This window comes from Vibrio fortis, from assembly GCF_000695685.1.
GTDB lineage: Bacteria > Pseudomonadota > Gammaproteobacteria > Enterobacterales > Vibrionaceae > Vibrio > Vibrio fortis_A.
The window spans coordinates 399,693-414,183 of sequence record NZ_JFFR01000027.1 but is presented as its reverse complement, the minus strand read 5'-3'; the positions used below and the strand labels follow the sequence as shown (position 1 = coordinate 414,183).

Annotated in this window: 9 protein-coding genes; 1 reads left to right on the top strand and 8 read right to left on the bottom strand. The window is 43.7% G+C overall.

Going from position 1 to position 14,491, the window contains the following annotated elements; all coding sequences use genetic code 11:
* Window positions 1–39 precede the first annotated feature (39 nt).
* The 6 genes from VFDL14_RS05200 to VFDL14_RS05225 all read right to left on the bottom strand — a co-directional run bounded on the left by VFDL14_RS05200 (window position 40) and on the right by VFDL14_RS05225 (window position 8,665).
* Complete coding sequence (locus VFDL14_RS05200; protein WP_032552618.1) at window positions 40–768, bottom strand: Slam-dependent surface lipoprotein; 729 nt, start codon at window positions 766–768, stop codon at window positions 40–42.
* Window positions 769–913: 145 nt separating this feature from the next.
* Entirely contained in the window at window positions 914–2,293 is a 1,380-nt protein-coding gene (locus tag VFDL14_RS05205; RefSeq protein ID WP_032552617.1) for a PKD domain-containing protein, read from the bottom strand.
* 211 nt (window positions 2,294–2,504) lie between these two features.
* Window positions 2,505–3,827, bottom strand: coding sequence for a PKD domain-containing protein (locus tag VFDL14_RS05210; RefSeq protein WP_032552616.1), 1,323 nt, complete (start codon window positions 3,825–3,827; stop codon window positions 2,505–2,507).
* Between the two features lie 188 nt (window positions 3,828–4,015).
* Window positions 4,016–7,138 carry a TonB-dependent receptor gene (locus tag VFDL14_RS05215; RefSeq protein WP_032552615.1) on the bottom strand — a complete coding sequence of 1,041 codons (3,123 nt, stop codon included), beginning with the start codon at window positions 7,136–7,138 and terminating at the stop codon, window positions 4,016–4,018.
* A gap of 74 nt (window positions 7,139–7,212) precedes the next feature.
* Complete coding sequence (locus VFDL14_RS05220) at window positions 7,213–8,148, bottom strand: FecR domain-containing protein (RefSeq protein WP_032552614.1); 936 nt, start codon at window positions 8,146–8,148, stop codon at window positions 7,213–7,215.
* 1 nt (window position 8,149) lies between these two features.
* Entirely contained in the window at window positions 8,150–8,665 is a 516-nt protein-coding gene (locus VFDL14_RS05225; protein WP_032552613.1) for a sigma-70 family RNA polymerase sigma factor, read from the bottom strand.
* Between the two features lie 345 nt (window positions 8,666–9,010).
* Here VFDL14_RS05225 and VFDL14_RS05230 point away from each other — a divergent pair, with 345 nt between their 5' ends.
* A complete protein-coding gene (locus VFDL14_RS05230; protein WP_032552612.1) occupies window positions 9,011–10,822 on the top strand; it encodes a citrate lyase ligase in 1,812 nt (603 codons plus the stop codon).
* Between the two features lie 296 nt (window positions 10,823–11,118).
* On the opposite strand, the gene gcvP is transcribed toward VFDL14_RS05230, so the two are convergent.
* Together gcvP and gcvH are read right to left on the bottom strand one after the other, a co-directional pair.
* Window positions 11,119–13,998 (bottom strand): aminomethyl-transferring glycine dehydrogenase, encoded by a 2,880-nt coding sequence (gene gcvP / locus VFDL14_RS05235; protein WP_032552611.1) that lies wholly within the window; start codon window positions 13,996–13,998, stop codon window positions 11,119–11,121.
* Window positions 13,999–14,092: 94 nt separating this feature from the next.
* Window positions 14,093–14,473: a glycine cleavage system protein GcvH gene (gene gcvH / locus VFDL14_RS05240; RefSeq protein WP_032552610.1), complete on the bottom strand. Its 381-nt coding sequence runs from the start codon at window positions 14,471–14,473 to the stop codon at window positions 14,093–14,095.
* Between the last annotated feature and the right edge of the window lie 18 nt (window positions 14,474–14,491).

The window sequence follows — 14,491 nt, the reverse complement described above, 5'->3', positions numbered from 1 at the left end:
AAGAAGCAGCCGAAGCTGCTTCTTAGCCATTGAAGGTGATTACTGTTTTGCACCGCCGAATGCAGTATCAAGATCAGAGTTGCCAGCAAAAGTCGCAATACCAGCAAGTGTTGCTGCATCTGCGCCAAAGAAGTGACCTTGAGAAATACCTTGAGTTGTCACACCTGCTTGGTTAGCTGTTGCCGTACCATTGAACGAAGCGCTTGCTGCATCAATCGTGCTATCCACATTGATAGATAGAGACGCATTAGCAATGTCGCCTGTTAGTGTTTGTTGAGCGAAATCAGCAGTAAACGTACCTGACAGTTTGTTATTACCGCTAAAGTGGTTAATACCAGTAATGTTGTACGTCGCGCTACCTGAGGTAGGTACAGTGGTACCAGTGTTGTCGCCTACATAGTAAACAGTACGGTTGTTGTATGTTTCATCTTGTTTCCCTTCATACCATTCGCCAAACCAAACGTCTTGGTTAGCCGCTTGCGCAAAGTTGTAGTGCGTTGAGCCAAAGTGTTTACTGCCAGAAGTATGAACGCCATCGCGTGGATCAGCACTGAAAAAGCTGTTAGCTAGACCATCGAAATCGACACGCTTACCTGTTGAGCTGCCAATGCCGGCTTTACCTTTCGAGTGAAACAGTGGGACGTAAACTTCAGATTCACCAACTTGGCGTAGAGAGTCGTCGCTAATCGCGCCATCAAAACCTGCTTGAACAAGTGGGCTAAGGCCAATCATTGCAGCCGCGATCCATGAAAGTTGAACTGGTTTCATTTTGATTCCTTTTAAATTGAGTATGATAAGTAAAAAAGCAAACCCAACATCCGGTGCGCGCGACAGATGTCGTGCTTGCTTTCAACTATTACACCGTTTAAGAAAGAGAAAACCGTAATAGAGAATCGAATTTTTTAATAAAACTTTATCGACTCATGAAATTGTAGTTACCGCCAGCACGCTCTATATACGAGAAATCGTTGGGTCCATTTAAACTCCACGCAAATCCGAGAACAACTCGAGTGGGTTTGCTCTGGGTTGGAGGTGAATACAAAGTTAGGGTTTCACGGGTACCTGCTGGAATCACATAAACATCAGATTCAGCGAGCTCACCAAAAGAGGTTCTTATGATGGGCTGTACGATGTCTTTAACATCAGTCAAGGAAGTCACGGTAAGAGTAATGTCTTTTTCGACGGCTTCAAACGTAAAGGATCCTAAAGTGTAGTACTCAGGTATTTCTCCGGTATCATTGGTTAGATCTATGTTCTTATCTTCATCAAAGGGTAGAAGTAAAGGTTCGGTTTCATCTCTCAGAAAGACTTTTGCGTGCGGGCCATTTAACGAAGCCACATTTACGTACGTGGGTTTGTAACCTAAATCGGTGAACTCACCGTCACTTACTTCGATATTGAAAGTATATTGTCCGCTCACATCGGCAATAAAACTTGTGATTACCGCATTAGGATCAGCGATAGTAGCGTTGCTCCCTTGTGGTTTTGACACAAAAAACCAATTAAAGGTGAGTGGATCGCCGTCCGGGTCAGTACTTACACTGGCATCTAGAGGGATCGTCATACCTTCAATGGCTAACATGTGCTGGTTTTTATAAGCAATTGGAGGTCGGTTCTGATGGTTTTCATTAAAGGTGACGGTTGTGGTCGCCTTGGTCGATAAGAAACCATCGGTGACGGTTAATTCCACCACATAGTCACCCGCCACATCAGCGGTTAAGTCGGGGTATTTGCCCTCATATTTACTGAGACTAGGCTGACTCTCGTCTGGCTGGTTGATAATTTTCCATTGACGGTAAAGCTCATCGCCGTCAGCATCTGTGGATGTGTCAAACAGCTTAACGGATTGAGACAGGGATGCGCTGTACGTTGGGGTAAGAGAGACCACCGGTGGCGAGTTGTCTTGGTTGGATTTAGCCACTATTTTCACTTGATTTGGGCGACTGTTGACTTGGCCATCGTTGACCACCAACGAGAGATAATACGTACCAATCTGATCCGCAACGAAAGTCGGTTTGATGGCCTCCAAGCTGGAAAGTTGTGCTTCGCTACCTGCGGGTTTTTCTGAGAATGACCACGAATAAGAGATGAAGTCGTTGTCATAATCAACACTACGCGTGCCGTCTAAGTGGACGACTTGATTAACTTTAACTTGTTGATTGATACCAGCGATAGCGATCGGAGTTTGATTATTCGGATCGCTTGTCGGCGATGAATCAGAAGCGCTTTCATTACACGCCGTAATGAAAGCGAAAGAGAGAATTATTGGAAACTTGTAAGTATAGCCATGCATTGCAATACACCGTCGAGAGTAGAATGTTAAGTCATCGTTTTTTGCCTTTCCTTGCTATACCGTTTAAGAAAGAGAAAACCGTAATCCAAGAATAAAAAAAGCGCGAATGTTCGCGCTTTTTGTGCTTTCAGTTTGGAAGATAGTGTTTTTAGCTTGTAAGTTAATGACTTTAGTTTGGAATCTAGAATCTTTAGCTTGGAAGGCAGTGAGCTTAGTTCGCCTCAGCACTTAAGTCGTAAGCAACGCCCATGTAGTTTGTGAAATCACTATCAAGGATGAACGAATATACAACGTTGGTTCGCGCGCCATTCGTCGGTTTTGCCCACATTTTCACGTAAGCCACATCCCCTGCATGTAGGACTTGGTTTAGTTCTATCCCTGTCATTTTCGGTGCATAATCTTCACCTCTGAAGTCCATTTCAGTAATTTCACTGATTGTGTAGTCCTTACCAACCGCCTCTAGAGTATAAGTTCCCACTAGAACGTAATCGGGTGCATCACCTGTGATGGTTTTATCTAAGGTAATAGGCGGAATAGCGAAAGGTAGGGCATGTATTGTTTTTTCATCTCCAAAGGTAAAGATGATTTCGCTGCTGCCTGTGGCACTTGCGCTCAAGCGAACCATATCGGCTTCACTGGTTAATTCACCGTCATTTACAGTTAGCGAGAAGAGGTAATCACCCACTTGGTCGGGTGTGAAATCAGGTTTCGCGACTGTAGAGTCTGAAAGCTCAGCTGTACTATTTTCAGGTTTAGAAAGTAGTTTCCACGTGTACGTAATCGCATCTTCATTGCCGTCGTAGCTGCCGCTGCCATCTAAGGTTGCTGTTTCTCTAATCTCTAAAGACTTTACGCCACCCGCATTAGCCACAGGAGCAATGTTTTCTGCTGAATATGACACAGTCACTTCTTGGCTAGCGCTCTCGTAACCGTCGCTTACTGTTAATTTCAGTTTGTAGTCACCGGCTGTATTAGAAAGTAGTACTGCTGTTGATGCTCCGCTGCCCGTAAGTTTCATTGTCGCATTATCCGGTGTTGATAAAAGCGCCCATTGATAAGTTAAAACATCGCCATCAAGGTCGACGGCGTTAGACGGAATTTCGATAGATTTGGCTAGAGCAACACTTGGTGGTGTCGCAATATCGATGATTGGCGCCACGTTTTGTGATGCGTCAGTGACTTCAATGGTTTGCTTTGTGGTACTTGAAGTGCCAGATACTGCACTTTCTAGTTCAAATGTGTAATCACCAACAACATCTGGAGTGAAATAAGGTGAAATGGCCTTGCTTGCGTTAAGTGCAACGTTACTGCCATCAGGTTTGCTTGTGACCTTCCATTCGAAAGTCATGTTTTCGTTGTAGGTATCTAAACCTTGGGTTACATCTAAGCGCACACGCTTGCCTAGTTTGGCATAAGATTTTTCTACAGTTGCGTTGTTTGAAGAGTCTGAACTGCTGTCGCTGCTCCCACTACCGCATGCGATAAGCGCTGGCATAGCGGCAGCAAGTAAGGTCCATTTTAGTTTTGAAGTCATGTATTTTTTCCTAATCATGAGTGGCAAAGCTGTTTGAAATCAACCATGCAAATGTCAATTTCATTGGGTATACCGAATCAAGATGAGAAACCCGTAAAGAAAAACGCCCCGAAAGGCGTTTTATTATGGTTTTGATTGATACGTTTGATTCCAAACGAGTATGAAAGGCAATATCAGTGGTCTTTTTATTAAAACTTACCACTTAGTTTGAAGGTTAATGTTCGGCCTGGAGCGGGCATACCTGATACCGAACCTGTATCTAAGTAATAAACATCAGATAAATTGATACCAATCAGTTCAGCACTCAGTTTCTTTGTGAAGGCATATTTGACGTAGGCATCATAAGTAATCACCTCAGTTCTTTTTATGATCTCATCTTCATGACTCGCTGAAACGTAGTTCGTACGTACGCCTGTTTCTAAGTCGGTATCAAAGAAACGAGTACCTAGTAAAATACTGCCTGTATATTCAGGTGCTGCATGGGCAGCAAGGAAGCTTCCTTCTGAAAATCCACCACGAACACAGGTTTCTTCGGATGGGGTATTGCCTAAAATTACATCCTTTATATAACCTTGAGCGGCTGAGTTTCTGTCACAAACTTCGTTTCGGAAGTTGTAAGCAATTGAGGCATCAGCAAAATAAACGCTGTTATCAAACTGCCCATTGATCTCAATACCGCTGGTTCGTTGGCTATCTAGGTTAGTGAAGTTATAACTGTCGCGGTCTCTATCCATTACATCGTCAATGGTTTGATCAAAATAGGTCAGCTTAAAGCTCGCATTATCGAAGTAGTGAATATAGGCCGTCTCGTACAGTTTGGCACGCTCAGGTTGTAGTGGAGCACTTGCGACGGGGTTACTACTGAATCCACTGGTACTTTCAAATAAGCTTGGGAAACGCAAAGTCTCAGCATAACGGGTGTAAATTCGGCTGTTATCGCTGATTAACCATGTGGCTGTGACAGAAGGCATCCACCCACTACCGCTAGTTTTGTACTGGGTGTTGTATTCTTCAGAAGTCTCAAGCGACTTGGCTTTACAACTGCCTTCGATGTAGTTTTCTTGTTGCATGGCAATACGACAAGCATTGTTCGCCAGATCGAGCTCGTTGTCGCTATTGGTTAACCAATTGGATGCATGGTGCTCGATGAAAGTGGTTTGATTTTGCGCCGCTTCGGTTTGGGTTTGTAGCTTTTGTTGCAATATGGCATCGAAATTAGCGAGTTCTGTTTGTCGTTCGTCTAACTGACTTTGGTACTCACTGGCTTGATCAGGGAACATAACGATCAAGTTTTGTAATCTATCTATCTCAGTATTGAGGTTTTGTTGCGTGAAAGTGACCCTCACCTCATGCTCTGCATTTGCTACATTTTGTGCGATCTCTTCCGGCGCATAGGTTTCTAGCGTTTGATACGTTAATTGGTAACCGTCTTTCTTGTACTCTTTAAGAGGACTAATGTCGCCAGAGTTTACTTGATGCTCGATATAGTAATCTGTCGCATTGTAAGAGATGTAACGGACACCAGAATCTAACACGATGGATTCATGTGGGCGCCATTCAATCTTTACTGCGCCGTTGTATTCTTCTCTTTCACCGGCACGGACTGCACCACCATAGAAATCGACAAGGTTGGCTAGCCCTTCTTTAGGGTTCAATTCGTGCATCATGTAACTGCCGGACAATGTCATATCAATAGAGTCTGTCAGTAGCATCTTGTTATTGAAATCGAACCCGTACCTTTGCTCATCACGGTTAACGACGGATGTGTTTATGATGATGTCAGGCGTATCGCTTTTGTAGTTCACGAAGTTGGGGAAGCCATAACCAGTATTGCTGCGTGAATCTGTTTTTGTCAGCCATAAGTTGGTGCTTAGGTTTAGCAAATCGTGTTCAGGGTTAGCTCTAAATTTCAGGGTGTAAGCTTGCATTTTTGCGTTCGCAAGCGGCCACTGAGCGAGTCCATCAGAATTTCGGTAGTCTGAACGACTCGCCAGTATTTCACCATGAGTACTTTCCGTGTATCGGATACTGGCGTGCAGTTTGTAGTAATCACTGAAATTGATCGTACCTTTTAACAGTGCTGATTCCATTTCAGCCGATGTGTTGGGTACTTCGTGGCCAGGGTAGTGGACCAATGCCATGTGTTCAGGTCTTAAAAGTGGATTTCGCCCCGCGACTTGGTCACTGGAGTTATTATCAAATGGTTTCGAGTAGAAGTCAGCTTTGCTGGTACCTGAATAGTAGTTGCCCCGATTTCGGTATGCGTACGCGGCTAACCAGTCAAATTTTGGTTCGATTCCAGTGAGTGCGAGGCGGTAGGCGACGTCTTCTCCATTGAAGGGGTTATCTGTTTTGTTGTCTCTGGTTTGGAAACGAAGTTCTGGATCATCGTACAGTGGAACGCCACCTAGCTCGGCATAAGCAGGGACGTCTTGCCAACGTTTTCCGGTATGCAGTCGCGCTTTGTTTGGCTCGATGGAGTTACTGCTACTTTCGGCAACTAACTCAATACCAAATTGTTCACCTTCTTCAACGATATCTTGCGGTTGCAAGGTGGTCACTTTTACGGCACCACCTGTTGAGGTATTGATCTCTGAGTTTAATTGAGCACCTTGATAGACGGTCATGCTGCCGATAAGGTTGGGGTCAATGTAGTTTCTGTTCGATGACCCACGATAGCCGTTATACACTGAAATACCTTGTTCAGTACCATCGATAACAACAGGTACACGACCAAAACCCTGTACACCACGTACGTTCGGGTCGATACTGCCACCGCCATTTCGTGCTTCGCCACTGTGTGTGTTGGCGACACCGGTGAATAGATCCGCTGCACTGGTCCCTTTGAAGCGTTCGATTTCTTCTTTCCCGAGATAAGCGGTAGCGACGTCTTTGTCGTACACATCCATTTCACCGTCTGCGTCTCTTTGATAGGCATCATCAAAATGGGTGCGAACTTGTATAGCATCGAGTGTCATCGAGTCTGTAGTCGGTACGAGGTAATAAACACCATCAGACTGCTTTTGTGCTTGCAGACCGGTATTAGTCAATAGCAAAGACAGCGCCTGTTCATTGTTGTACTGGCCGACTAAACCTTGGCTGTAAAGCTCTGAAGAGAGCGACGAATCTAGATAAAACTCGATACCCGATTCAACGGCAAAGTGGTTGAGAGCACTGTCTAGGGTGCCTGCTGGAATATTATATTGATGGTCTTCTGCAGCGTGAGAAGCAAAAGGAAAACTCAATATAACGACACCGAGTTTTATCGTGGTAAGTTTGGAGAGTAGCGAGCGCTGCTTGGCATTTGGCACCGTAATTTCCTTATCGGGATTTCTAACTGACTGTCAGATACACCGAACAAGAATCTGAAATCCGTAATAAAATTTTATTTTGCTGTGATGGTGACCCAAAGAGGGGTTCGGTAGTGGATTCTTACTGGCAGTATCTGGCTAATATTGTGTAAGGTTTTATCAATATCTTTGGTCGAGAACACACCAGTAAGTTTGAGTGCTGCGGCACTGGCATCGACGTTGATGATGCCGCGTCGATAACGCCCTAATTCGTTGATGAAGGTTTTGAGCTGTGTCGCTTCCGCCATGATTTTATGTTCCAACCAAAGCATGTCTGAATCTTGGGTCTGGTTTGGCTGTGATACTGTGCGGCGATCGAAGTGGGCAGTTTGCCCTGCGAAAAGATGCGGTTTCCCCATCCCGAGCATAGGTTGAATTTCGACTTCACCCTCGTAAACAGAGACTTGAGTGGTGTCGGCATGCTCTCGGATACTGAATTGGGTTCCGATAGGCAGCACTAAACCCCGCGAAGTCGAGACTGTCAATGGGCTACGATGATGTGTATTGGTGATCATGACTTCGCCGCGTTCAATATGAATATCACGCTGATGATTATCAAAATCCACAAATAATTTGGAATCAGTGTTTAGTGCTAATTGTGTGCCGTCGAGCAGTGTCATTGAACGAATTTCGCCAGTCGCAGTTGAGTATTCGGTACCTGTCGGCGTTGGTCTGTATACCGCCATGCCTGAACTTAATGCGACGAATGATAGCGCGCTTATGGATAAGAATTCGCGACGACTGACTCTCGGTGACTTACGCGTTAAGACCTGCTTGCTGATTTTTCCTTGAGGAATGGTACAAAACTTACTTTGTAGCAGTTCTAACTTTTGCCAAGCCAAGGCGTTATTCGGGTGGGCAAGCCTCCAACATTCGAACGAGTCATGATCTTGTTGCGTGGCATCGTCAGCCCAAAGGCGTGCCATCCAAACTGATGCTTGCTCTATGGTCTCAGGTGGTATTTGATGCATCTCAAACCTCATTAAGCATGGCTAGCATGCAACCTTGAAGGCCCTTAGCAACGTACTTTTCAACCGAAGATACTGAGACTTCAAGTTCGAAAGCGATCTCTTTGTAGCTCTTGCCTTCGAGTTGTCTCATGAGCAGCGCTTGGCGAGCTTTGATTGGCAGTTTGTGGAGTAGGGTATCGATCTCTACCAGTGCTTCAACCACTATGGTGTGGTCTTCCGGAGAGCTAGCGACGAGAGAGGGTTCTTGTTCAATGAGCTCTAAGTAGGCACTTTCCACGCGACGTTTTCGATAAAGATCAATCACCAACCCTTTAGCGATATGAGTCAGATACTTTCTTGAATCTTTGTATTCAGGCAGCTTACCTCTGGTTAACAAGCGTAGATAAGTATCTTGAACAAGATCAGCCGTAGTGTCAGGGCATCCTAAGCGTCGTTTAATAAACACCGATAACCAGCTGTGATGCTCTTGGTACATTTGATCCACGCTGTGTGAGGTGTTGTTGCTCGCTACGGTCATTCCCTGATACTCCTTACTAACCTTAATGATAATTATTATCATTGGGCAGTGAATATATCAGAAATTTTCTAATGTGCTACATGTTTTTTATAAAACTCGATTTTGAGCGTAATACCAACGTCTCAATGATTAAAAGAAGTGTTTGTATAGCCTTTATGCATAATGTGAAAAAAAGTAACAGTTGGTGAAAAGTTTTATGCAGTTATTAACTGCAATATCAGTAAGTTATGGCAATACAAAAGACTACATTTCATTACAAACCACTGGTCTAACATGTGCTACTTTTCAACTTTTGGCTAATCATAGCCATCCCAAATATTTGTATGATGTATGTTAGGTAGTGAAATGAAAGTTGATAACTTGTCAATTAGGCTGAGAATCGCTAAATATATTGCTAAAAACCTATTAAGTAATAGCGACTGTAAAATTACAAGTGATATTAAGCTGACTAGATTATATTGTAGACTTGGCGATTATAAACGTGCAATATTTCATGCGAAGAAAGTCTATGAGTTAGGTGAAAACCCTGAATATTATTATGTATTAAAAAATTTATATATACTAACTAATGACTTCGAGAGTAGTGACAACCTAAAACTAAATGCATCAAATAAACAATCTGAAGATATTATTCCTATCTTAGGATGTATTGATGATAGTGTATACGATTTTGACAAGATAAAATTTATTAAGGATTATGTTAAAAATAAGGGCGCTACACCTCTGCTTATTTCGCTTTCCGGTAAAGGAAAAGAATTAAAAAATCTCTCTGAAACGGAAAAGGAACTATTATCTAATATAGACCTTTATAATAAAGAACGCCCTAAATGGAGCAAGGAAAATAATCCTCCTAGTTATATAAAGAGTGTATATAAGAACTACGATAATGTTCGTTTTGATGAATTGTTTGACTATCGACCTCCCGTTATAAAAGCAACCAAAGTTTTGTTGGGTGACATGCAAAACTCTTACGTATCAGTTAAAAATGGTTTGAGAGAAACTGTGGGTCAACCCGATAATTACAAGAATAAGGTGTTGTGTTTCGGCACTTCAACTACGTACTCAGTTGGGACTAGTGACGAGGATACCATTGTAAGTTTAATACAGAAGGAAATAAATGATCACTATAGTGATATAAAAGTCGAGAACTATGGTGTTCATGGCATGAATTTGTTATTGGCTATTAACAATATGATTCAAACCAATATTGAAAGTGGTGATGTGGTTATATTTTTTGACTATGATGAGTTCAATAGGTTTGATGATGAAGATATATATAAGCTAGATCTTAATAGCTTTGACAGAGGGGGGGACTTTTTTGTTGACTTAGCAAAACATCATTGCCATTTCTCACCTCAAGGAAATAAAATATTATCAAAATATATTGTCAATAGATTCTTGCTCGAGCGCTTTAATAATAGTTCTTTCTCAATTTCTAATATTCAACCTTCTCAAGCAATGTATCAAGTATTAGATAACCTGAAGTATTTCTTATATAAGAAAACTGCAGAAGCTCTTGAATCGTGCGAGATGAAAAGCTATTTATCTTTGCTGGAAAGCCATGTTCCTGATCCAGAGCTAAAAGTGGGTAGCGTAGCTGTAAACTGTAACCCTATTACTAAAGGCCACCTCCATTTGCTGGAACATGCTTCTCGTAATGTTGATAAGTTATTTATTTTTGTCATTGAAGAAGACAAATCGTTCTTTAGGTTCGAAGACCGTCTTCATTTAGTCGCAGAGAGCACAAAGCACCTAGAGAATGTCACGGTGCTTCGAGGCGGTAAGTTTATCTGTACAGAGTTAACTTACCCAGATTACTTCGATAAAGACACCACAGAAGCCAAAGCAGACGCTTCAATGGAAGCATGGTTCTTCTGTGAGTACATAGCTAAAACGCTAAACATTACTCAGATTTTCTTGGGTGATGAGCCTAAGTGTATGATCACCAAACAGTATAATGAAAAAATGCAAGAGCTACTTCCAGAGTACGGTATTGAGGTTGATATTATCGATCGTATTGCAACGAATGGTGATGTTATCAGTGCTTCGAAAGTTCGTAAGCTATTAGAAGTAGGGGATTTCGACGGCATTGCACAAATAGTACCAGAGCCAACGCTTCTATTTTTGCAAGAAAACTATGGTAAATCTGCAGCTTAAGCCTGCCTAAGTTCAAAACTAAGAGTGTGGTTTGTCTAAATGACGCTTTGAGTTCTCTAAGTGAAGGTTGAACTTAATTGTTTGCTATATAACCAAATCCAAATCCGTGGACCTCGGTTCGACTCCGGGAGGCGCCTGCAAATTACGAAAGACCAGCCTAGTGCTGGTTTTTTCGTATCTGTACAATTGTCGGTATTCTCTTTGTATGATGCCGTTATAGACTCTTAAAGAGTGGATCAAAAACAAAAAAAGCGAACCAAATGATTCGCTTTTTGATTATTTAGAAACGTACAAAATTAGTCTTCGTAGTTCTCGATGCTTGGGCAAGAACAGATTAGGTTACGGTCGCCGTATACGTTGTCTACACGGTTCACAGTAGGCCAGTACTTCGCGTTCTTAGAAGCTTGAGATGGGAAGCAACCAAGTTCACGAGAGTATGGACGGTCCCATGTTTCGCTTGATAGGTCCACTTGTGTATGCGGTGCATTAACTAGTGGGTTGTTATCTAGCGGCCATTCACCGTTCTTAACTGCAGCCATTTCGTTGCGGATAGCGATCATCGCTTCACAGAAACGGTCTAGTTCTTCTAAGTCTTCTGACTCAGTTGGCTCAACCATTAGCGTGCCTGCAACTGGGAATGACATAGTAGGCGCGTGGAAACCGTAGTCCATTAGACGCTTCGCGATATCCTCTTCGCTGATGCCTGTTTCTTCTTTAAGTGGACGAATATCGATAATACATTCGTGCGCTACGCGGCCGTTAGTACCACGGTAAAGAACAGGGTAGTGAGGACGTAGTTTTTCCATCACGTAGTTTGCGTTCAGGATAGCAACTTTAGTCGCTTCCGTCAGACCTGGTTCACCCATCATTGCGATGTAAGCCCAAGAGATAGGTAGGATAGAAGCACTACCTAGATCCGCTGCTGATACCGCGTAGTCAGAACCTTGTACACCATTTTCGATGTGGCCTGGCAGGAAAGGTGCTAGGTGAGATTTAACACCGATTGGACCCATACCTGGACCGCCACCACCGTGTGGAATACAGAATGTTTTGTGTAGGTTCAAGTGAGAAACGTCAGACCCGATGAAGCCTGGAGACGTTAGACCAACTTGAGCGTTCATGTTCGCGCCGTCTAGGTAAACTTGACCGCCCGCAGCGTGTACTTGTTCACAGACTTCCTTCACTTGCTCTTCGTATACACCGTGTGTAGAAGGGTAAGTGATCATGATGCTTGATAGGTTGTCTTTGTGTTTCTCGATCTTAGCTGCTAGGTCAGTCATGTCGATGTTGCCATCTTCATCACACTTAACAACCACTACCTTCATAGAAACCATAGATGCCGTTGCTGGGTTAGTACCGTGCGCAGAGCTAGGGATCAGACAAACGTTACGGTGACCTTCACCACGGCTTGCATGGTAACGTTGAATCGCGATTAGACCTGCGTATTCACCAGATGCACCAGAGTTAGGCTGTAGAGAGAAATCGTCGTAACCAGTGATCTCACATAGCTTCTCTTTAAGATCTTTTGCTAGAGCTGTGTAACCAGCCGCTTGCTCTAAAGGAGCGAACGGGTGGATAGAGCCAAACTCAGGCCATGTTACAGGGATCATCTCTGCTGCAGCGTTCAGCTTCATCGTACAGCTGCCCAGTGGGATCATGCCGTGCGTTAGTGAGAAGTCTTTGTTCTCTAGCTGTTTTAGGTAACGCATCATTTGCGTTTCGCTGTGGTGCGTGTTGAATACTGGGTGCGTTAGGTACTCAGATTCACGACGACAGTTCTCTGGGATTGCAGCAAATTCATTAGCAGCAATGTCCGTTGAAAGTGCGTTGATGTCTTCTTTCACGTCGAAGATAGCGAATAGTGCGTTGATATCATCGATCGTAGTTGTTTCATCTAAGCTGATACCGATCTTACCTGGAAGTAGACGCAGGTTGATGTCTGCCGCTTGAGCACGTGCGTAGAGCGCTTCAGTCTTCTCTTCAGAGTTAATTGTGATGGTATCGAAGAAGCTGTTGTTTGTTAGCTCGTAACCTGACTTAGTTAGACCAGCAGCTAGAATCGCTGTCATATGGTGAGTACGACGAGCAATAGTACGTAGGCCTTCTGCACCGTGGTAAACCGCGTAGAAAGACGCCATGTTCGCTAGAAGTGCTTGAGCAGTACAGATGTTTGATGTTGCTTTCTCGCGGCGGATGTGTTGCTCACGAGTTTGCATTGCCATACGTAGTGCTTGGTTACCGTTTGTATCGATAGAAACACCGATTACACGACCTGGCATAGTACGCTTGTGCTTGTCACGTGTTGCCATGAATGCAGCGTGTGGACCGCCATAACCCATAGGAACACCGAAGCGTTGTGCGCTACCGATCACTACGTCTGCGCCCATTTCGCCAGCTGGCTTAAGTAGAGCAGAAGCAAGTAGGTCTGTTGCAACAGTTACAAGCGTTTTGTTTGCTTGTGCTTTTGCGATGATGTCTGTTAGGTCGCGAACTTCACCAGTTGTACCTGGGTACTGTACAAGAGCACCAAATACGTCTTGTTCAGGAAGTGTTTCAAGTGCACCAACCATAACTTCGAAGCCAATGTACTCAGCACGAGTTTTTACAACTTCTAGTGTTTGTGGGTGAACATCGTCAGCAACGAAGAACACTTTGCTCTTGCTTTTACCTGCACGCTTACACAGAGTCATGGCTTCACCAGCCGCCGTCGCTTCATCGAGTAGTGATGCGTTTGCGATTTCCATGCTGGTTAGGTCCATTACCATTTGTTGGTAATTAAGCAGTGCTTCAAGACGACCTTGAGAAATTTCTGGTTGGTAAGGCGTGTAAGCCGTGTACCAGCCTGGGTTTTCCAAAACGTTACGTAGGATAACGTTTGGAGTGAACGTGTTGTAGTAGCCTTGGCCGATGAAAGTACGCTTAACTTGGTTTAGGTTAGCGATCTCTTTAAGCGAGCTCAGCATATCCATTTCGCTAAGTGGCGCAGCAAGCGTCATTGGCTTCTCTAGGCGAATTTGCGCAGGAACCGTTTCGTCGATCAATGCATCAAGGCTAGATGAGTTGATCGCGTCCAGCATTTTTTGCTGGTCTGCTTTATTTGGACCGTTGTGGCGTGCAACGAACTCGTTTTGAGTACCCAAATCTTTAAGTAATTGGCTTTGAAGTAATTCAGTCATGATATCGTTCTACTTTCTCTATATAGGGACCGTGAGCAAGCCCCTAAAATTAAGCTGCTCCAAAGAGCAGCTTCATCGTATACGGGCTACCTAATTAATCTTCGTCGATTGAGTTTAGGTATTCTTCTGCATCTTTTAGGTTGTCTAGCTCAGATGCGTCAGCCATCTTCACTTTAACAATCCAACCACCTTCATAAGGTTCTTCGTTGATTAGCTCTGGGCTATCTTCTAGTTCTTCGTTGATTTCAACGATTTCACCAGTGATAGGAGCGTAGATGTCAGATGCTGCTTTTACAGACTCTACAAGAGAGAAGCTTTCACCTGCTTCCACTTCGTCTTCTGTTTCTGGTAGGTCAACGAATACAACGTCACCTAGCATCTCTTGAGCGTGCTCAGAAATACCGATAGTTACAGTACCGTCACCGTTGTCTTTAACCCACTCGTGGCTGTCTGCAAACTTAAGTGTATTGTCCATTGCTTGTTCTCCAAAAAT